We start from the raw sequence: 20255 nt of genomic DNA, 5'->3' as shown, positions 1-20255 counted from the left end.
AATTTTGCTGCGCGTCTTTGGCAGTAAACATTTAAGAATAATGACACCCTGTTCATCACATACTACTTTTCGGGGGCCAAACCCCTGAAGAGGATGATGGTATCGCAAATGAACAGGGAGGTGAATATTGTGGCTAAAAAGAACAAGGTGCAAGAGAACTTTAAAACACCTAACGAAAAGTTTAACGCTGAGTTTGCTGAAGAGACCAGCATCGCCAGCAACCCAAAAGGGAACTCCAAAGTACAGGAGAACTACAAAAAACCGAACGAGAAGTTTGACGCTGAGTTTGGCGATCTGAACACACCAGGGGACCATTCTGCAAACCGTTAAGGTGTAGATGTCAACGCCCGTTCGTGCAGCAATAAGACCTCCGCTTAAAGCGGAGGTCTTTTATTATGGAATGATATCCATTTATATCCAGCGACTCGGTCTCGAGACCGAGATCAACTTCATTCCACCGCCGCTAACCCGTTCATCGCAATATGTTGTACACTGTAATTAAGAAAAAATAGAACTGGAAGGCTAGGGGATGACCATGAGTAGAAAAGGATGGAGCCAGCTTAGCAACGGATTGCTGCTCATCGGCATTGGTGTGGTGTTTCTTCTCAATCAGCTCGATATTATACATGTGGACCTTGGTTATATATTCTCGACATTTTGGCCGGTGTTCATCATCTGGTTCGGGCTGCAAAGCTTGATTTATGCCCGTGGCGGAGCATTGTGGGGCTCGATCGTACCGATCGTGATCGGATCCTACTTTCTCGGAAGAAATCTGGACATGATCCATTTCTCTTTCGGCGATTTGATCAAATACGCGATTCCGATCATCCTGATCGGGTACGGATTGCAGGTTATTTTCAAACCGAAGGATCATACGCCGCCGCCATCACCGCCAAGTCCGGATGATTTCGGCTCGCATCGTCGGGACGATTACGATATCCCGGAGCCGCCTGAAGCGCGTCCGCTGGAATCCTCCCTGGACGAAGAATTCGAGCGAAGATTCGGCAAGCCAGACAAGGCTGACAAGGCTTATGAAGAGTCGGAGTTCGAATCAAGAGACTCGCAAAATTCAAGCAAAGGGTACCGCTGGCAGGGACAGCAGCATGAGCGCCCGCGCCAGGAACGTCCGGATCGCAGCAAGTTCAGAGTTCATGTGGATTTTGACGATAACGGCAAAAGCTACGGCGACGGATCGGAATATAAGGATGAACACCACCATCATCAACATCATCATCACCAATCCTGGCATAGCCATGATACGGTGAACAAGTCCTCTTTTATCGGGGACGTGCACATGGGGAAGGATTATTTCCAGCTGAAGCCGACGAATATTTCGCAGTTCATCGGCGATACGGTACTGGACCTGACCAAAGCTCAAATCCCTTACGGCGAAACGAAAATCAACATCTCGGCGTTTATCGGGGATGTCAAGGTGTTCGTTCCGAACGATTCGGACGTCGGCATTCATGTCACGACCAATTCCTTCATCGGCGATATGAAGGTGCTGGAGGAGTCCCGAAGCGGCTTTATGAGCAATGCCGGCCTGGAAAGCCCGCATTACAGGGAAGCGGGCAAGAAAATTCGAATTACCGTGAGCGTATTTATCGGTGACGTCAAAGTGAATAGGGTAGGTTAATCGTTATGATGGGGATATTGAAAAATACCAAATGGGTGATATTGTTTTATTTTCTGTTGATCGGAGCCGGGGTTGCTGTTTTCCTGTACGCAGCAAACCAATCCGGCTACATACATATTGAAGATAACCGGCTGTGGGTGTATTACACGGTCGGTGTACTTCTGTTTACGGGGATAGCGGGATACATCGCGGGACAGCGCATCCAGCGGCCGCTGGATCTGCTTCATCTGAACATGCTGCAGGTTGCCAAAGGAAATCTGAACGTGCGGCTGCCTGCCATGGAAGACGGGTCTTTTGCCAGAGTGTACGATGAGTTTAACGGGATGACGGAAGCGTTGGAGAAGAAAATGAAGCTGCTGCAGCGCCTCGGCGAGCAGGACGTCATTGAGAAAGAGATTGCCGCGGAAGCCGCGGTTCTTGAGGAACGGCGTCGGATGGCAAGGGATCTGCACGATACGGTCAGCCAGCAGCTGTTCGCGATCCATATGTCGGCTTCATCCCTTCCGGCGGTACTGAAGCGAAACCCGGAGCAGGGCGACAAGGTGCTCGGCCAGTTGATCGAGATGTCCCATGTGGCGCAGAAGCAGATGCGGGCGCTGATTGCGCAGCTTCGGCCCGTGGAGCTGGAAGGCAGAACCCTGGAAGAAGCACTGGAACGGTGGTTTCCGGATTACTGCCGCCAAAACGGCCTGAAGGGCATGAAGGATGTCGAGCTCTATGGCGGGGTGTCGGATGCGATTGAGCATCAGCTCTTCCTGATCATCCAGGAAGCGGTGGCTAATATCGTGAAGCATGCCGGTGCGGGCCTTGTCAGCATGTCGCTTCGCGAGGACCAGAAACGCGTGATTTTAAGCATCAGCGATGACGGTGTCGGCTTTGACGAGGTGGCAGGCAAGCAGGGATCGTACGGGCTGTCGACGATGCGCGAACGGGCCGAAAAGCTTGGCGGACAGGTCGATATTATAAGCAAGAAGGGCGCGGGAACGACGGTGCGCGTGAATATTCCGTTATTTGAGGCCGAGGGCAATACCGGAGCGGCGGAGGAAGAGAACAAGGATGAGGAAGTGCTGGCTGAGCCAGTGGAATAGAGAGGGGACAACAATCATTATGGGTACGATTCGGATATTGCTGGCTGATGATCATGATATGGTTCGCATGGGGTTAAAAACATATTTATCGTTGGATCCGGGGTTTGAAGTGATCGGAGAAGCAGCGAATGGCCAAGAGGTCGTCGATATGCTGAGAAACGGGGAGGAGGCCGACCGGCCGGATCTCATTCTAATGGACCTGATGATGCCGGTGATGAACGGGGCGGAGACCACGCGCGCGGTTATGTCCGAATTCCCGGATCAGAAGATCGTGATTCTGACCAGCTTTCTCGAAGACGAGCTTGTGGTCGAGTGCATTGAAGCGGGGGCAGTCAGCTACGTGCTTAAGACGGTTTCGGCTGACGAGCTCATTTACGCCCTTCAGGGAGCGTTCCGGGGCATGCCGGTCATGACCAAAGACGTCTCGGAAGCACTCACCAGGGGAATCCGCCGGCATATGGTGAACGGGGATGAATCCGGGCTTACCGAGCGGGAGAAGGAAGTGCTGCTCCTGATTGCCGAAGGCAAGAGCAACAAAGAGATCGGCGAAGAGCTGCATATCAGCATCAAGACGGTCAAAACCCATGTCAGCAATCTGCTGATGAAGTGCGAGCTGGAGGACCGTACGCAATTGGCGATTTATGCCCACCGGAAGGGCTGGGTCAAAATATAGCAATATGTTCTTTTGGTGAGGTATGACCGGGAAGCGTCCCGGTTTTCTTTTTATCTGCCTTTTAATTGTTTTTAAGGTACTATTAAGGTTTATAGTACACAATAAGAACAGTTAATCAATTAGACCACTTGGAAGCAAGTGATTTTAATAGGAGGTAGACCAATGGACGACCAAAGAAAGCGTTACGGGTATCCGGATGATGAGGGAATGAACAACGAAGCGAATAACAATGAAGCAACGAGACGTGAGGAAGCATCCACGGAGAATTCTTCTTATTACTATTCTTACGGACCGTTCCAGTCCATATCGAATAACCGCGACGATGAGAAAACGGAACGGCCTTACCAGAGCCGGGAACCCCAGGAAGTGGAGGTTACCGCTCCGCAGCCCGTTAAACCGATTCCATCTTCCAGCTTCTCGCAGGCCCATTCCTCCGGAAGCCAGGGTGGCGGCGGGCCTGTGGATTCCATGAAAAGAAACAAAGAGTGGAACTACAGCCAGAAGCCCAAAAATTCCGTCAAGACCGTACTATTGTCTTTCTTGGCAGGCGTCCTCGTCATTTCGAGCCTGATGTTTGCCGCTGACCGAACGAATCTGTTTACGCCGGATGCGGCGTACTCCTCAGAGCCAGCCCAAGAAACTTCGGCTAACGTCGAGGATAACGGTGGAGATAACGGCGGAGCTACTACCGCATCAGCGATGATCCCATCAGGTCAAGGCGACGTATCGGCAGTGGTGGATCAGGCGAGTCCGGCGGTCGTGCTGATCGAGACGCTTGTAAACAGCAGCAATAGACAAAGCACGAATCCGAACATGAACGATCCGTTCTGGTACTTCTTCGGCGGCGGTCAATCCAGCCAGGAAGGCAATGGCGGAAACAGCGGAAACGGTGGAAGCAGCAACAACGGAGGTCAGGAATCCCAGCTTCAGCCTTCAGGCATCGGCTCGGGTTTCATCTTTGAGAAGTCGGGATACATCTTGACGAATGAGCATGTAATCCATGGCGCAGATGTGATCCAAGTGACGGTACAGGGTACCAAAAAGCCTTATGAAGCGAAGCTGCTCGGTTCCAGCTATGAGCTCGATTTAGCCGTTTTGAAAATCGAAGGGGCGGATTTCCCTTCAGTACAGCTAGGTGACTCCGACTCGCTGAAGGTTGGTGAATGGCTTGTTGCCATCGGCAACCCGCACGGTTTTGAACACACGGTAACCGCTGGTGTACTTAGCTCGAAGGAACGCGAGATCGATATTCAAGGAACGAACGGCGAAGCTGAGCGTAATTACGAGCATCTTCTGCAAACCGATGCTTCGATTAATCCGGGTAATTCCGGCGGACCGCTTCTTAATCTGAAGGGCGAGGTTATCGGGATGAACGTAGCCGTCAGCGCGGAAGCGCAAGGAATCGGTTTTGCGATTCCGTCCAGCACGATCAAGGAAGTTGTGGAATACCTGAAGAACAATGAGGAAATTCCTAAAGAGCCTGTTCCGTTTATAGGGGCAACCTTGGGAACTGTCACTCCGCAAATTGCTCAGTCCCTGGGTACCGACGTAACGGAAGGTTCTTATGTTGACGGTGTCGTATTCCGATCGCCGGCTTATGAAGCGGACCTGCGTCAATATGACATCATTGTGGGCGTAGACGGGACGAAATATCCGACCTCGAAGGATCTGACTGAATTCATACAGTCGAAGAAGGTTGGAGATAAAATTACGCTGAATGTGGTTCGTAACGGCAAGAATATGGATCTGCCGTTGACGATTGGGGACCGTAATAAGTTTGATCTTACCCAACAGCAGCAACAACAGCAGCCGTAACCCTGGATAGGCGTGACAACAAGCGGAAGGGACCGTTCCCTTCCGCTTGTCTTGTCCTTGAAGCGACCGATATAATGGGATTGTAACGTCGTACTAAATATAACGCTAAGAAGATAGAGGAGATGCCGCTATGCGATCCCGGATTTTGATTGTAGACGATGATGAGAAGATTATTTCCATGCTGCGCAGAGGGCTTGCGTTTGAGGGCTATGACGTCCTGACCGCATCCAACGGAGCAGAAGGATTGAAAGTGATATTGAGCGAGGACCCGGACGTCGTCGTTCTGGACGTGATGATGCCGCAGGTCGATGGATTTGAAGCGCTGCGCAGACTCCGGGAGGGCGGAAGCACGATACCGGTGCTGATGCTGACGGCAAAGGATGAGGTGGAGAACCGGGTAAAGGGGCTGGATACCGGAGCGGATGATTATCTGGTCAAACCCTTTGCGCTGGAGGAGCTGCTTGCTCGCGTCCGGGCTTTGCTGCGCCGTAAAACCGGGGATGATACCTCGAACCACCGACTGACCTTCGAGGATCTCGTGATGGATACCGACGCAAGGGAGGTCATTCGCGGCGGGCAGAGACTGGAGCTCACGGCCAAGGAATTCGAGCTGCTGCACCTGTTTATGCAAAACCCGAAGCGGGTGCTGTCCCGCGATTTGATTATGGATAAAATATGGGGCTATGACTACAGCGGGGAGTCGAACGTGCTGGAGGTTTATATCGCCATGCTCCGGCAGAAGACCGAAGAACATGGAGGTAAACGGCTGATCCAGACGATCCGCGGAGCCGGCTATATTTTAAGAGGAGATAACTAGCATGTCCATTCGGTTAAGACTGACAGCATGGTATACCGGCATTTTGTTCGTGACACTGCTGATATTCAGTTCGGCGGTGTATGGCTTTGTCCATTTGTATACGTATGAGGAGTTAAAGCAGCGGTTGGTGCAGGAAGCCAATAAGATTGGTTACACGTCATCGTCAGTTGCCCTACTACCGGATCGCTCCTCGGCGATTAATGCGGAGGCAGCTGATTTATATGTACAGCTCTATACGTTCTATAACGGATCCATTTGGCGGTCCGGCAACATGGAGTTTAGCGGCTTGCAATTTGAGAGTCCGACTATTGAAAGAGCATTAAGTATGACCAAGTCCGGAGAGTTTAAACGATTTTCGTTTAATGGGGCCTCCTTTCTTGTATACGAATCTCCTGTAGTTGAAACCAACTCAAGGAAATTATTCGGATGGCTTCAAATTGGTGTAAGTACACGCACCATCGAGCAAACCCTGGACCGGCTTCAATCCATCCTCATCATGGGCTCGGCAGCGACACTCGTGATCGCTTCAACCCTAGGATTATTCTTAGCCCGGAAATCCATGAAACCGATCGGCAAGGTCACGGAGGCAGCGGAGCAGATCCAAAAAGGCACCGACCTTAGCGTACGGATCGAATACGACGGGCCTCAGGACGAGATCGGTCAGTTAATCGGCACGTTTAACGGGATGCTTGAGAGGACGGAGAGCTTCTATAAAGAGCTTGAGGATGCCTATGCGGCGCAGCGGCGCTTTGTATCGGACGCTTCCCATGAGCTTCGAACCCCGCTGACCACCATCCGGGGCAATGTGGATCTCCTACAGAAGATGTGGACGGTTGCTCCCGGCGAGAGAGCAGATATGGACGAGGAAATGATCAAACAGATCTCGGTCGAAGCGGTAGGCGATATATCCGATGAAGCGAAGCGGATGAGCCGGCTGGTGAACGATATGCTGTCCCTGGCGCGGGCCGATACCGGCCAGACGTTTGAGCTGGACCCGGTGCCGCTCCAGCCTTTGGTTGAAGAGGTTGCGCGGCGCGCTCATTTCCTGGAGAAAACCGCAGAATGGCATGTCGGAGAGCTGTCTGTCCTGAACGGTGTTTATGTGGAAGGAAATAAGGATTATTTACAGCAGATGCTGTTCATTTTTATCGAGAATGCGTTCAAGTACACGCCTGAGGGCGAGGTCAGTCTGGATGTTGTTCTGTACAAGGGTCAGGTGGGCTTGCGGATTTCGGATACGGGAATCGGTATGGATAAGGATGAGGTTCCGTTCATATTCGAACGCTTCTACCGTGCGGATCAGTCGAGAGGCATCACGAGCGGAACCGGACTCGGACTGTCCATCGCCAAATGGATCATCGATGAGCATAAGGGCTCTGTCGAGGTCGTCACCCGAAGAGGGGAAGGCAGCACCTTTATCGTCTGGCTCCCCGTCGTCTTTGCTCCTCCCCTGGAATAGGGTATAATAGACTAGATCGCTGATGTATTACAACGGAAAGCAGGTGGGGATCATCGAAGTCTTGAAAATATCACCGAGAGGTTATTGTTACGGTGTCGTCGACGCCATGGTCTTGGCGCGTCAGGCGGCGCAGAATCTGGATCTTCCTCGGCCTATTTATATATTGGGCATGATTGTGCATAACAGTCATGTCACTCAATCCTTTGAGGACGAAGGCATCATTACCCTGGACGGTCCGAATCGGATGGAAATCCTGAGCCAGGTTGAGAGCGGAACCGTTATTTTTACCGCACACGGGGTCTCTCCCGAAGTACGCAAGCTTGCGCGGGATAAAGGGCTGACCACGCTCGACGCCACTTGCCCGGATGTGACGAAAACCCATGATCTGATCCGGGATAAGGTAGCCGACGGATATGAGATCATTTACATCGGGAAGAAGGGGCATCCCGAGCCGGAAGGGGCGATCGGGATCGCACCGGAACACGTGCATCTGATCGAGAAGGAAGAAGAAATTGAACAGCTTCAGGTAAATGCATCCCGAATCATCATCACGAACCAGACCACGATGAGTCAATGGGACATCAAGCATATCATGAAGAGCTTGCTCGATAAATTCCCGGGAGCGGAGATTCATAATGAAATTTGTCTTGCAACGCAGGTGCGTCAGGAAGCGGTAGCCGAACAAGCCGGTCAGGCGGATTTAGTGATCGTGGTAGGAGATCCTCGCAGCAATAACTCGAACCGTCTTGCTCAGGTATCCGAAGAGATAGCAGGAGTACCGGCCCACCGTATTGGCGATGTGACGGAACTCAAGCGCGAATGGCTTGAAGGAGTAGGCAAAGTGGCAGTTACATCAGGGGCATCAACACCGACTCCGATCACGAAGGAAGTCATCGCCTATTTGGAACAGTATGAACATGATCAGCCGGAAACTTGGGAGATCAAGCGTACGGTGAATATGAGTAAATTGCTTCCGCCTGTTCGGGTGAAGAGCAAATCATAGTTAATGCCATCACAAGCTTATTTTTCAGACCCATCGCAATGATGTTTGCGGTGGGTCTTTTTACGTTTATGGAAAGCAATCGCACCTATCATTTCACCCTCGCAAATATTCCATGCCGTGTAAGCGTTTCAATTCTCGATTGAATACTATCATTTTTCGTTGAATAGGCAAATGTTTATATTCAATCGTTTATTCTACAATGTTAGACATCAGGTAAACTTCATGGCATAGAACACACGGGGGGTTGGACATGGCGCAAATATCCGTAGAACAGGAACCTGTTCCGAAACGGAAGAAGGAAAGTTTATTGCTTCGCTTTGCTAAACAATGGGATATACAGTTAATGGTGCTACCTGCACTGGCACTCGTTTTTGTGTTTAGCTACATACCGATGTACGGTATTTTAATGGCTTTCCAAGACTTTAACATTTTCAAGGGGATGGGCGACAGCCCGTGGGCCGGATTCAAGCATTTCGAAATGTTTTTTGAATCGCCGGAATTTATGACGGTCATGAGAAACACGATTGTCATCAGTTTGCTCAAGTTTCTTATTGGATTTCCGGCACCGATTCTGCTGGCGCTTATGCTGAACGAAGTTCGACATATGTTCTTCAAGAGACTGGTGCAAACGGTCAGTTATCTTCCGCACTTTCTGTCCTGGGTTATCGTTTCAGGCTTTGCGATTTCGCTCTTGTCAACGGATAACGGCAGCGTGAACATTTTGCTGCAGAAGCTGAATTTGATCGAAGAGCCGATCAACTTCCTGTCGCTACCGGAATATTTCTGGGGAATTCTCGTTACGACAGGGGTATGGAAAGAGATTGGATTTTCCTCCATCGTATACTTGGCGGCGGTTGCCGGGGTTGACCCGCACATGTATGAAGCGGCCGACATGGATGGCGCAAGCAAATTCAGGCAGATTTTCACGATTACGCTTCCATCGATCATGCCGGTCGTCGTTATTTTCATGATTCTTGCCATTGGTAACTTGCTGACTGCAGGCTTCGAAGACATCTTGCTCTTGGCTAAGAACCCGGTATTGCGAGAGGTATCCGACGTTATCGACACATATGTCTATCGAATAGGTATCGAAAACTCCCGATTCTCATATGCAACGGCCGTAGGCTTGTTTAAAGCGGTGATCAGCGTCATGCTTCTGACGATTGCCAACTTGATTGCACGCAAATCAGGAAACAGCTTATGGTAAGAGATCATTATGAGGAAGGGAGCGGGTAATAGTGGTACGTCTAGCATTTGGTGACAAAGTGATGATGGTCATCATTTATATCTTCTTGGCATTCTTGGCCTTTGTAACGTTTTATCCGTTTTGGAACGGACTAGTCATTTCATTTAACTCAGGTTCAGATACGGCAATGGGGGGCGTTACCTTCTGGCCCCGTGATTTTACGCTTGAGAATTACGGCATCGTGTTTCAGGATAACCGGTTGCTGAATGGTTTCAAGATTTCGGTGCTTCGTACCGTGATCGGAACGATTTCCTCCATACTGGTAACCTCCATCTTCGCTTACGGGATGACCAAGCGGGAGCTGATCGGCCGCAAATACTACATGATTATGTGTATCGTTACGATGTATTTCGGCGGCGGCTTGATCCCGACGTTCATGCTCGTTCGCGGTTTGGGGCTGATGGATTCCTTCTGGGTGTTCATTATCCCGAGTTTGGTAAGCGTGTGGAACATGATCATTTTCCGGACATTCTTCAACGGCCTCCCAAGCGGTCTTGAAGAGTCCGCCAAAATCGACGGCTGCGGCAACTGGGGCATTTTCTTTAAGATCATTCTGCCTCTGTCCGGTCCGGTCATCGCAACATTATCGTTGTTTACGGCGGTTTCCCATTGGAATGAATGGTTCTTGCCGAGTATCTACATCAATAACGAGAACTTGCTTCCGATTCAGACCATGCTTCGTCAAATATTGAACTCCAATATTATGTCTGAACAGATGAGCAACCTGGATTCCGCTTCGCAGGCGGTGCTCTCCCGGATGCAAAGTGTAACCTCCAAGTCGTTGTCCATGGCAACCATGATGGTGGCAACGCTTCCGATTATTATGGTGTATCCATTCGTACAGAAGCACTTCGTTAAAGGTGTTCTGGTAGGTTCCCTGAAAGAGTAGGGAAAACAATGCGTGTTGTTTGAAGCCTTAAGCTTTAGACATAAATATCAAGTGTAAAAACGAAAGGGGAAATTAGAGAATGAGGTTGAGAAAGAAATCGCTGACCACGTCCATGACGGCTTTGCTTGCGGCAGCGCTGATGCTTTCTGCATGCGGCGGCGGCGGTGGAACCAAGACTGCTGATCCTTCGCCTGCAGGCGAAAACGGAACCAGCACGCCTCCAACGGAGGCATCCGACAAGTTTGTGCTTGGCGAAACACCGCTTGAGTTCAGTTTCTACGGCCATTATAACGAGTACACCATGCCGCCATGGGGACAAGACGAATCTTCGAAATGGATTAAGGAGAACAAGAAGGTAACCGTCAACGCGATCCATTCGCAAGGTAACGCACAGCAAAAATTCAATACCATGATCGCATCCACGGAGCTTCCGGATGTGATGTGGATGGACCGTGGTCCGGACGTAGAGAAGCTGCGTCAAGCCGATATGCTCGTACCTTTCGATGAATATCTTGATAAATATCCTAACCTGAAAGAGTGGATGGGGGACGAAGGTCTGAACATGCTTCGCTCTCCGGACGGCAAGCTGTATCAGTTCCCGAACTGGTATACGAACCAACCGAACGGTAATGCGGGTTATGTTGTAAACAAGAAGATCTACAAAGAGCTTGGCGAGCCGAAGCTGGAAACGACGGATGATCTGTATGAATACCTGAAAGCCGTCAAAGCGAAATACGGCGATCAAGTGGTTCCTTATGAACCGCACGTACAAGGTCAAGGTATCGAGGTGCTGTACTCTGCATTTGCAGAAAACGCGCTGACTCGTTGGATCAGCATCCGCGGTGTGCCTAACGGCGATAAGCTGACTTCGATCTTTACGGATCCGATTTTCCGCGAGTCGATGCAGTATTCCGCGAAGTTGTTCCGCGAGAAATTGATTTCTCAGGATGCCATGACCCAAACGGCTGACCAAGTCAAAGAAAAAGTGAACACGGGACGCGTTGCTGTGTATGCAGCTTCGAGCCCGACGGAAAATGCAATGAACGCCCACGCTGAATTGACGGCGAAGGATCCGGAAGCCGGTTACTTCATGATCTGGCCGATTCACAAGGAAGGCCTGGACAAGAACAAGATCTTCCCTGGTACTTATACGCAATTGGGTTGGAACGTAAGCGTCATTACGAAATCCGCTAAAGATCCCGAAGCGATATTCGCATTCTTGGATTGGTACACAGGTCCTGAAGGCCAAAGCGTTCTCATGTGGGGGCCTCCAGGAGGATACTGGGACGGATTTGAAGAGGATGGCGTAACACCGAAGTTCACCGAGAAATATGTAACGGATGCTGCCGGTCTCGGCAAGCTGCAAGCCATCACAACGAATCTTCACTGGAATGGTAACACCGTGTTTGTTGATACAGCGAAAGCGAAATACGAGAGCACGTTGCCGGAAGAGCAGCGCAACTGGTCCACTCGCTGGCAATATGAAGTCACTTGGAAAACTCAAGCCAATGCCACGGAGTACATTAACCTCGATCCGGCTCCGGACAGCGAGGAAGGAATTATTCGTCAACGCGTAGAAGATATTTTTACGGAATCCAGAGCGAAAGCCCTGTACGCGAAGGATGATGCCGAAGTGTTGGCAATCCTCGACAAGGCTGAAGCCGATGCCCAATCTGCAGGATACGATAAGCTGCTTGCATTCAAAACAACGAAATGGCAAGAAAACGTTGCTAAAATGAAAGGCCAATAATTAATTTTTGCTTAAACCAAGAAGGGTATGCTGCTTATGCAGTATACCCTTATCGGAATTTATGGGGGAGATGATACCCGTGTATAAAGTGCTGCTGGCAGACGACGAAATACTGGACCTAGAGGGCATGAAAAGCTTTATTCCATGGGAAGATCTCGGAATGAAAGTGATCGATTCGGTCAATAACGGCTTTGCTGCTTGTGAGGTGCTCGAAAGTGAGAAGGTCGACATCCTCGTTACCGATGTACGCATGCCGAATATGACCGGGCTTGAGCTTGCTCAGCGGGCACTGAAATTGCAGGAGGAGCTCCGGATTATCTTCGTAAGCGGTTACCAGGACTTTGGTTACGTGAAGCAGGCGATTGCTTTGAACGCATGCAGTTATGTGTTAAAGCCGATGGAGGACCAGGAGCTGATCGATGCATTAACGAAGGTTAGAATGGAGCTGGATCGTCTTCATGAACGCAAGGAGACGGAGGAAGCTTACCAGCAGATGATCCCCATCCTCAAAAATCAGTATCTCCTGCAAATCCTTCAGCGGCCCTATGACGGAGCCATCCTGGACATTATCAAGCGGGAGTACCGGCTGACAGAGCTTCATTGGCCGGTCTGCGTCATTCTGCTGGAGCTTGATAATGTGAGCACCTGGCGAACCGGCTCGCTCGGTTCCGAGGAAAAGCTGAGTGCCATAGAGGAGTATTTCACGAGACTGCATAAACTGCTTGAACAGCGCGGCTTTGAATATATATGCAAGGTAACCGATCAGCGAACGGCCGTACTCCTTAACGGGGGCCGGGGCAAGGAAGAGATTCAAGCCCTGCTGGAGGAATTAAAACGGGAATATAACTATTCGATGACGGTCGGGGAAGGCAGGGCCGTCCATCAGCTGGAGCAGCTTCACACGTCGTACATGGAGGCTTTGGACGCGCTGGATTATAAGATGTTCCGGGGCAAGGGCAAATGGATCCTGTACAGCGAGGTGCCGACCGAGGACCGGGAAGACGTAAAAAGCCTCGACATCCGTTTGGATGCTTTATTTACAGCCATGACGGAGTATGATATCGTTCGTATCTATGACGAACTGGAAGCGATTCAACTGCTGGCATCCAGCATCCGATCCAAATTCACCATACGCAATTTGGCCGTGTATATCATGGTGAAGCTGGAAGGACATCTGCAAGCGATGAACGAAGAGTTATATCGTATGGCAGGACTGGAGCTCAAAAACCTGGATATTCTGCTTCAATTCGAAACGATGGATGATATTTTCTCATGGCTTCGCATGAAGGCAATGGAAATTTCGGAAATGCTCAAGAACCGCAAATCAACCAAGAATGGCAGGCTGGTCGAAGAGATTATAGAGAATATCCAGGCTCGCATGCACGAGAATATTACGCTGCGGGATATGGCGAACCGGTTTTCTTTTTCACCGAATTATCTCGGGGTGCTCTTCAAGGAAGAAACCGGGCACAACTTTAGCGATTATGTAATCAAGCTCCGGATGGAGCGCGCCAGGGATCTCCTCAAGACGACCAAGCTCAAAATATATGAAATTGCATCACAGACAGGTTATCAATATCTGCCTTATTTCAGCAGGCAGTTTAAGGAAATGTATGGAATGACGCCTCTGGAATACCGGCGCAAGCACTCGTAACTAGCAAAATTCAGATTAGATATGGGGTCAAACAGGCTATGGCGGGGAAATTCGAACGAATACGGGTCAAGATACCTTTCGGATACAAGTTAATGTTTTCGTACTGCGTATTTATCATTATACCGGTGCTGCTTGTCGGTCAGATAGCGAATCAGGTCTTCGTGAAGTCTACCCGAGAGCAGACGTATAACAACATTCAGGGCACGCTTCATCAGATGAGCGAGAACATATCGTATAAGATGGAGGATATGATCCGGATATCGGATATGCTTTATTTTGATACGACCTTTAACAGCCGTCTGCGTTTTACCGAAAGCGCTTGGATAAGCTATGACACCACGATCAACGTGCTGATTCCGAAGCTGGAGACCGCGGTAAGCACGGCGAACCGAAGGATCTGGTTATCGATCTACCTGCGCAATGACGACCTTAGGGAGATCTATGACAGTTATACGTATACAGACCCGCTGGACTCCAACAAACGTCTGTTTGATATTTATCAATATGACAGGCTGGAGGACCGCTCCTGGTATAAATTATATCCGAAGGAAGAGAATTACGGCGTAACCCTGCAGTGGAAACAGATTGAGGACGATGTGAGCAACGGACGCATATCCTTGCTTCGGCGGCTGGTGGATATCAGTTCGACCATCAAACCGCAGGAGATCGGGTTCATGCGGATGAACGTCAGTATGACGGACCTGTTTGAAAGCATGGATTACAAGAAGATCGGTGACGGGACCGCATTGTATTTATCGGATGCACAGGGCCGGGTCGTTCTTTCATCAGGGGGAAAATCCACAAACGTTTTCAAAGAGAAGGAACTTCGCAAGAACGGGGACCTTCTGATTCGGAAGCCCATTCCCCAGCTCGGCTGGGATTTGATTGCCGTCGTGCCTGCTCAAATCGTGGAAAAAGACACGGTCAAAATACGTAATCTAACCTATCTGATCTGTCTGATCTGCATCGGTATCTTCTTCGTGGTCAGCATCGTGGTCTCCAGATATTTCAGCCGCCGGGTGTCCAAAATCGTATCTGTGCTGGACTCCTTCCAGGAAGGCGAATTCCATAAACGGGTATCCTTTAAGGGGAATGATGAATTTACGCATATTTCCTCTGCCTTGAACGATATGGGCAGCAACATCGGCAAGCTGATCAATGAGGTGTACCTGGCCGACCTGCAGAAAAAGGAAGCGGAGCTGGAGTCGCTGCACGCACAGATTAATCCGCATTTCTTATACAATACCCTATCCTCCATCAGCCGCCTCGCGCGGTTTGGGATGCTGGATAAACTGCAGCGTATGGTAATGGACCTGGCGAAGTTTTATCGTTTGTCGCTCAACGACGGCCGGAACATCATATCCGTGAAGAATGAATTGGAACAGGCCCAAGCTTACGTGGACATTCAAAAGATTAAATACGACGACCGGATGCAGGTTACTTATGATTTTGAGCCTGAGGTGGTCCGGTATGAAACCGTGAAATTGATTTTGCAGCCGTTTATCGAGAATGTGCTCGAGCATGCGTGGACCGGAGACTATATTCATATCCGGATAACGGCCAGATTGCTGGAAGATGCTTTGGAATTCAAAATTATCGATAATGGCGTCGGTTTCCCACCCGGCCGCGTGCTGGATAATACAGGGGGACAGGATCTGACCAATGCGGGTTACGGCATACGAAACGTAGATCAACGGATCAAGCTTCACTACGGCAGCGAGTATGGGGTCACGTTATTCAGCCGCGCCGGCATCGGGACAACGGTAAGAATTATCATACCGCTGGTGAAGCGAACCGTAGCGGAAGGACGCAACAAAACGCTGATGTAACAGGCAAGGAATATCTCCCGATCGTGATGGCCTGAAGAATGGGCTTGACGAGGGGAGATTTTTTCTGTATATTTACTTTATCGATTAAAAGCATAAAAGCTTAAAAGCGAACAAGTGCGAAAGTGACTATCCATGGATTGAAATCAACATCGAAATTGGAATTCATTCAGAAAGAAGGTTTATTTATGATCGTCATTACATCCAATCAAATATCAGAGGAACAAGTTCAGCATATCGTTACCGAAATTGAGAAGGAAGGGCTCCAGGCTCACGTATCGAAGGGGGCGGATCGCACGGTGATCGGCCTGATTGGCAGCGTGAACCCGAAGCTTGCGGAGCATCTTCGCCAAATGAAGGGCGTAGAGAATGTAGTTAAGATCTCCAAGTCCTACAAGCTTGCCAGCCGTGATTTCCATCCGGATGATACGGTGATCGATATTAAGGGAACCAAGATTGGCGGCGGCAATCTGGTTGTCATGGGCGGCCCATGTGCCGTTGAATCCGCGCAGCAGATTGATGAAATTGCGCAGCTGGTGAAAGCAGCAGGCGGACAAGTGCTAAGAGGGGGCGCATTTAAGCCGCGTACGGGTCCTTACAGCTTTCAGGGCGTTGGCGTCGAAGGTCTGATCATGATGGCGGAAGCCGGGCAAAAGCATGGCCTGTTGACCATTACAGAGGTGATGACGCCCGAATACGTCGATATCTGCGCGGAGTACGCCGATATTCTTCAAGTGGGCACCCGCAACATGCAAAATTTCGATCTGCTTCGGAAACTTGGCACCTGCGGCAAACCAGTTTTGTTGAAAAGAGGCTTCAGTGCAACTTATGACGAATTCCTGAACGCAGCGGAATACATCCTGGCCGGCGGCAATCCGAATGTCATGCTCTGCGAACGCGGAATCCGAACATTCGAAACTTATACCCGGAATACGCTGGATTTATCTGCCATTCCTGTTTTGCAAGGATTGAGTCACCTTCCGGTGATCTCTGACCCGAGTCACGGAACGGGCCGGCGCGAGCTGGTCGAACCGATGTCCAAGGCATCCGTCGCGGCCGGAGCCGACGGTCTTATCATTGAAATGCATACGGATCCGGACAACTCCATGACAGGCGACGGGGTCCAATCCCTGTTCCCGGACCAATTCGCCGCACTGCTTAAAGACTTGGAGAAGCTGGCTCCATTGGTAGGGAAGAGCTTTGCCACGACCAAAGCGCCTGCTTCTGAATTCGCGAGCGTATAACACGTGTTACATGCTATAATGATATATTCGAGCATAGCGGTAAGAACACAATGAATGGCTTCGCCATCCCCTAATTTATAGTAGAAGGCACCTGCATCTTAACCGCAGGTGTCTTTTTGCTGCATTTACTTTAATTGGTTTTCCATGTCACATAACATGACACCATTTTAAAAAATACCTTACATAGGTATTGACGTCAGGTTATCTCCCGGCATATAATGACGAAAAGAAATCGAAAGATTATGAACATTGTTAAGCTGTTTAAGTCTTAATGTTCGGAAATTGGGAGGAAGAGACATGTCGGTAGAGAAAGTATTGCAAACCATTAAAGAGAACAATATTGAGTGGGTCGATTTTCGTTTTGTAGACTTGTCGGGACGGGTGCATCACATTAGCTTGCCGGCTTCAGAAGTAGACGAAGAAACTTTCGTGAACGGGGTAGCGTTTGATGGATCTTCTATTCCAGGATTCCGCGGCATTGAAGAATCGGATATGGTCATGATGCCTGATCCGGAGTCTTGCTATATTGATCCGTTTACAGCACACCCTACACTTAATATTATGAGCAACATCTATACTCCGGAAGGCGATGCTTATGAGCGTGACCCGCGCGGAATCGCGGCTCGTGCCGAGCAATACCTTCAAGAAGCCGGCATCGGAACAGCAGCCTTCTTCGCACCGGAATCCGAGTTCTTTCTGTTCGATGAAGTCCGCTATGAAAGCTCCATGAACAGCTCCAGCTACTTCGTAGACTCCGAGGAAGCCCAGTGGAATACGAACCGCAAGGAAGAAGGCGGCAACCTGGGATTCAAAGTAGGGGTTAAGGGCGGATATGTTCCTGTAGCGCCAGTGGATACTCAACAGGATATCCGCAGCGAAATGTGCCGTCTCCTCGACGAAGCAGGTCTTCGCGTTGAGCGTCATCACCATGAGGTGGCAACTGCCGGCCAGGCCGAAATCAATTTCCGTTTCGATACATTGAAGAAAACAGCTGACAATTTGTTGATCTATAAATATATCGTGCATAACACAGCCCGCCAATACGGCAAAACGGCTACGTTCATGCCGAAGCCATTGTTCGGGGATAACGGTAGCGGCATGCACGTTCACCAATCCATTTTCGACGGCGACACTCCGCTGTTCTACGAAAAAGGCGCTTATGCGAACCTGAGCGAAACGGCGCTCCACTACATCGGCGGTATTCTGTACCATGCGCCTGCCTTGATCGCTTTGACGAATCCGAGCACCAACTCCTTCAAACGTCTGGTACCAGGCTATGAAGCACCGGTTAACCTCGTATTCTCCAAGGGCAACCGTTCTGCCGCAGTACGGATTCCGGTTGCTGCCGTAACGCCTAAAGGCTGCCGCATCGAGTTCCGCACACCAGATTCCACAGCGAACCCTTACCTTGCATTCTCTGCTATGCTGATGGCCGGTCTGGACGGGATCAAGCGTAAAATCGATCCTACCGCACTCGGTTACGGGCCATTCGATAAAAACATTTACGAACTGTCCGACGCCGAGAAGAAGGAAATCCGCAGCGTACCGGGTTCCCTGGACGAGGCATTGGATGCACTTCAAGCAGACTATGAGTTCTTGACAGAGGGCGGCGTATTCACGCAAGAATTCCTCGAGAACTTCATCGACTTCAAGCGTGCCGAAGCCAAAGCGGTTAACATCCGCGTTCATCCGCACGAGTACTCCCTGTACTACGATATCTAATAAACAGGATTATAAAAGAGCCTGGGGCATCATGCCCCAGGCTCTTTTTGGCGGTATACACTCGTGACTGGAACCAATCCTAAGATGGCTCTGAAAGGCAAGGGGCTCATTAAGAGCCTAACGCCCTGGCTGCCCCTTTGCCCGGATGTTTATCCGAAATACCCGTAGTGATGCGTGTTGCTCCCGCAAGATTCGCGGACGATGAGTTCGGGCTCGACGACAAAGGAACTGACGGGGGACTGTTTATGGATGAGGTCGTAGAGCATGAGTGCCGCCAAGCGGCCGATTTTCTCTTTGTTTTGCCGAATCGTCGTTAGTTTAGGCGTTGTGTACTTGCAAGCCTCGATATCGTCGCAGCCGATGATCGACATGTCGTCAGGGACATTCAGACCATGTTCTTGAAGCGCTTGGATGGCGCCGATGGCAATCTGATCCGAGGCTGCAAAAATGGCGCGGGGCAGGGATCCTGCCTTAATCAGCCGTGTCATCGCTTTATATCCGCTGGCCTCATAGAAATCATCCCCGTTCAGGAACCACTCCGCGCGGGCCGGAAGGCCGAAGCTTTCCATGGCGTTGCGATAACCCGCCTCTCGCATATTGGAGATTTCGGACTCCTTGCTGCCGCCAATGAAGCCCAAGTCTCGGAAGCCCTGGAGATAGTAATGCTCCACGACCTTCGAGGACATCTTGTAATTGTCGGACATGATATGACCCGACATTTCGCCGAACAGCTCAATATCGACCCCGATGCAGGGAATATCGCTCTCATCCAGCTCCTTAATCGAGGGCTCGATTTCTTCTCCGGATATAATGACGCAGCCGTCTACCTGATAATGGCGGCACCGTCCGAGATAGTCGGCATCCTCCCCTTGGAATTTCTCGTTCGAAAAAAACAGCAGATCATAGCCGAGAACGCCCATCTGCTTCTTAAAAGAATTCAGCACCTCAACAAAAAACGGGTGGGTAAAATCAACGTTCAGCTTTCCCGCAAAGATGACGCCGATTAGATTGGATTTTTTGGTTGCTAACGTTTTTGCGGAATTGGAAGGGGTATATCCCGTTTCTCTCATAATTTCCAACACGCGAGCTTTGGTCTCATCGGATACATCACTGTAGTTGTTGATAATTTTGGAGACGGTCGATACGGAGACCCCTGCCATTTTAGCGATTGTTTTGATGTTTAACGCCATGCGAAACGCCCCTTATTCTGTTTATAATGTCATTTCATTATTTTCGTTAATTTTCGCTAATGTTTATCATGAATTTCCTGTATGCGTAATGTTTAGGGACAGAAAAGTTATGAGATACGTGTTTTCTGTCTAACTAAGGAGTGTGTTTTGAACGAATTTCCCATGATCCAATGAAATGATGACGGTTCACCTATGCATAAGGGCTTATCCAAGCCAAGGTGTACCATCCGGCTGCTATGTTAT

The 20255-nt window shown here is 49.9% G+C and carries 16 protein-coding genes; 15 read left to right on the top strand and 1 reads right to left on the bottom strand.

Features of this window, described 5'->3' with window-relative positions; all coding sequences use genetic code 11:
- Positions 1-129 precede the first annotated feature (129 nt).
- The 15 genes from MHH82_RS25730 to glnA all read left to right on the top strand — a co-directional run bounded on the left by MHH82_RS25730 (position 130) and on the right by glnA (position 18822).
- Positions 130-330: a hypothetical protein gene (locus MHH82_RS25730; RefSeq protein ID WP_009594314.1), complete on the top strand. Its 201-nt coding sequence runs from the start codon at positions 130-132 to the stop codon at positions 328-330.
- Positions 331-529: 199 nt separating this feature from the next.
- On the top strand, positions 530-1636 hold the full coding sequence (gene liaF, locus MHH82_RS25725; protein ID WP_340968461.1) for a cell wall-active antibiotics response protein LiaF: 1107 nt from the start codon (positions 530-532) through the stop codon (positions 1634-1636).
- Between the two features lie 5 nt (positions 1637-1641).
- Complete coding sequence (locus MHH82_RS25720) at positions 1642-2724, top strand: sensor histidine kinase (RefSeq protein WP_340968459.1); 1083 nt, start codon at positions 1642-1644, stop codon at positions 2722-2724.
- A gap of 19 nt (positions 2725-2743) precedes the next feature.
- Complete coding sequence (locus tag MHH82_RS25715; RefSeq protein WP_009594299.1) at positions 2744-3397, top strand: response regulator; 654 nt, start codon at positions 2744-2746, stop codon at positions 3395-3397.
- Between the two features lie 162 nt (positions 3398-3559).
- A complete protein-coding gene (locus tag MHH82_RS25710) occupies positions 3560-5212 on the top strand; it encodes a S1C family serine protease (protein ID WP_340968457.1) in 1653 nt (550 codons plus the stop codon).
- Between the two features lie 130 nt (positions 5213-5342).
- Positions 5343-6029 carry a response regulator transcription factor gene (locus MHH82_RS25705; RefSeq protein ID WP_009594308.1) on the top strand — a complete coding sequence of 229 codons (687 nt, stop codon included), beginning with the start codon at positions 5343-5345 and terminating at the stop codon, positions 6027-6029.
- Position 6030: 1 nt separating this feature from the next.
- Positions 6031-7488: a sensor histidine kinase gene (locus MHH82_RS25700; protein WP_340968455.1), complete on the top strand. Its 1458-nt coding sequence runs from the start codon at positions 6031-6033 to the stop codon at positions 7486-7488.
- Between the two features lie 52 nt (positions 7489-7540).
- Positions 7541-8491: a 4-hydroxy-3-methylbut-2-enyl diphosphate reductase gene (locus MHH82_RS25695; protein ID WP_251498926.1), complete on the top strand. Its 951-nt coding sequence runs from the start codon at positions 7541-7543 to the stop codon at positions 8489-8491.
- A 250-nt stretch (positions 8492-8741) separates the two neighbouring features.
- Positions 8742-9698 carry an ABC transporter permease gene (locus MHH82_RS25690; RefSeq protein WP_009594311.1) on the top strand — a complete coding sequence of 319 codons (957 nt, stop codon included), beginning with the start codon at positions 8742-8744 and terminating at the stop codon, positions 9696-9698.
- A 31-nt stretch (positions 9699-9729) separates the two neighbouring features.
- On the top strand, positions 9730-10626 hold the full coding sequence (locus MHH82_RS25685; protein ID WP_009594306.1) for a carbohydrate ABC transporter permease: 897 nt from the start codon (positions 9730-9732) through the stop codon (positions 10624-10626).
- 79 nt (positions 10627-10705) lie between these two features.
- Positions 10706-12376, top strand: coding sequence for an extracellular solute-binding protein (locus MHH82_RS25680; protein WP_036659957.1), 1671 nt, complete (start codon positions 10706-10708; stop codon positions 12374-12376).
- A gap of 79 nt (positions 12377-12455) precedes the next feature.
- A complete protein-coding gene (locus tag MHH82_RS25675) occupies positions 12456-14030 on the top strand; it encodes a helix-turn-helix domain-containing protein (protein WP_340968450.1) in 1575 nt (524 codons plus the stop codon).
- A 38-nt stretch (positions 14031-14068) separates the two neighbouring features.
- Complete coding sequence (locus tag MHH82_RS25670) at positions 14069-15859, top strand: sensor histidine kinase (protein ID WP_340968448.1); 1791 nt, start codon at positions 14069-14071, stop codon at positions 15857-15859.
- 185 nt (positions 15860-16044) lie between these two features.
- The gene (aroF, locus tag MHH82_RS25665; protein ID WP_340968445.1) at positions 16045-17100 is read left to right on the top strand and encodes a 3-deoxy-7-phosphoheptulonate synthase; all 1056 of its coding nucleotides are present in this window, start codon (positions 16045-16047) and stop codon (positions 17098-17100) included.
- A gap of 297 nt (positions 17101-17397) precedes the next feature.
- On the top strand, positions 17398-18822 hold the full coding sequence (glnA, locus tag MHH82_RS25660; RefSeq protein ID WP_009595727.1) for a type I glutamate--ammonia ligase: 1425 nt from the start codon (positions 17398-17400) through the stop codon (positions 18820-18822).
- A gap of 149 nt (positions 18823-18971) precedes the next feature.
- Here glnA and MHH82_RS25655 read toward each other — a convergent pair whose 3' ends face one another.
- Positions 18972-20012 carry a LacI family DNA-binding transcriptional regulator gene (locus MHH82_RS25655; RefSeq protein ID WP_145036843.1) on the bottom strand — a complete coding sequence of 347 codons (1041 nt, stop codon included), beginning with the start codon at positions 20010-20012 and terminating at the stop codon, positions 18972-18974.
- Positions 20013-20255: the final 243 nt, after the last annotated feature.

Source organism: Bacillus sp. FSL K6-6540 (genome assembly GCF_038007545.1).
The sequence above is the reverse complement of the archived record's forward strand: the minus strand, read 5'-3'. Positions and strand labels throughout refer to the sequence as shown.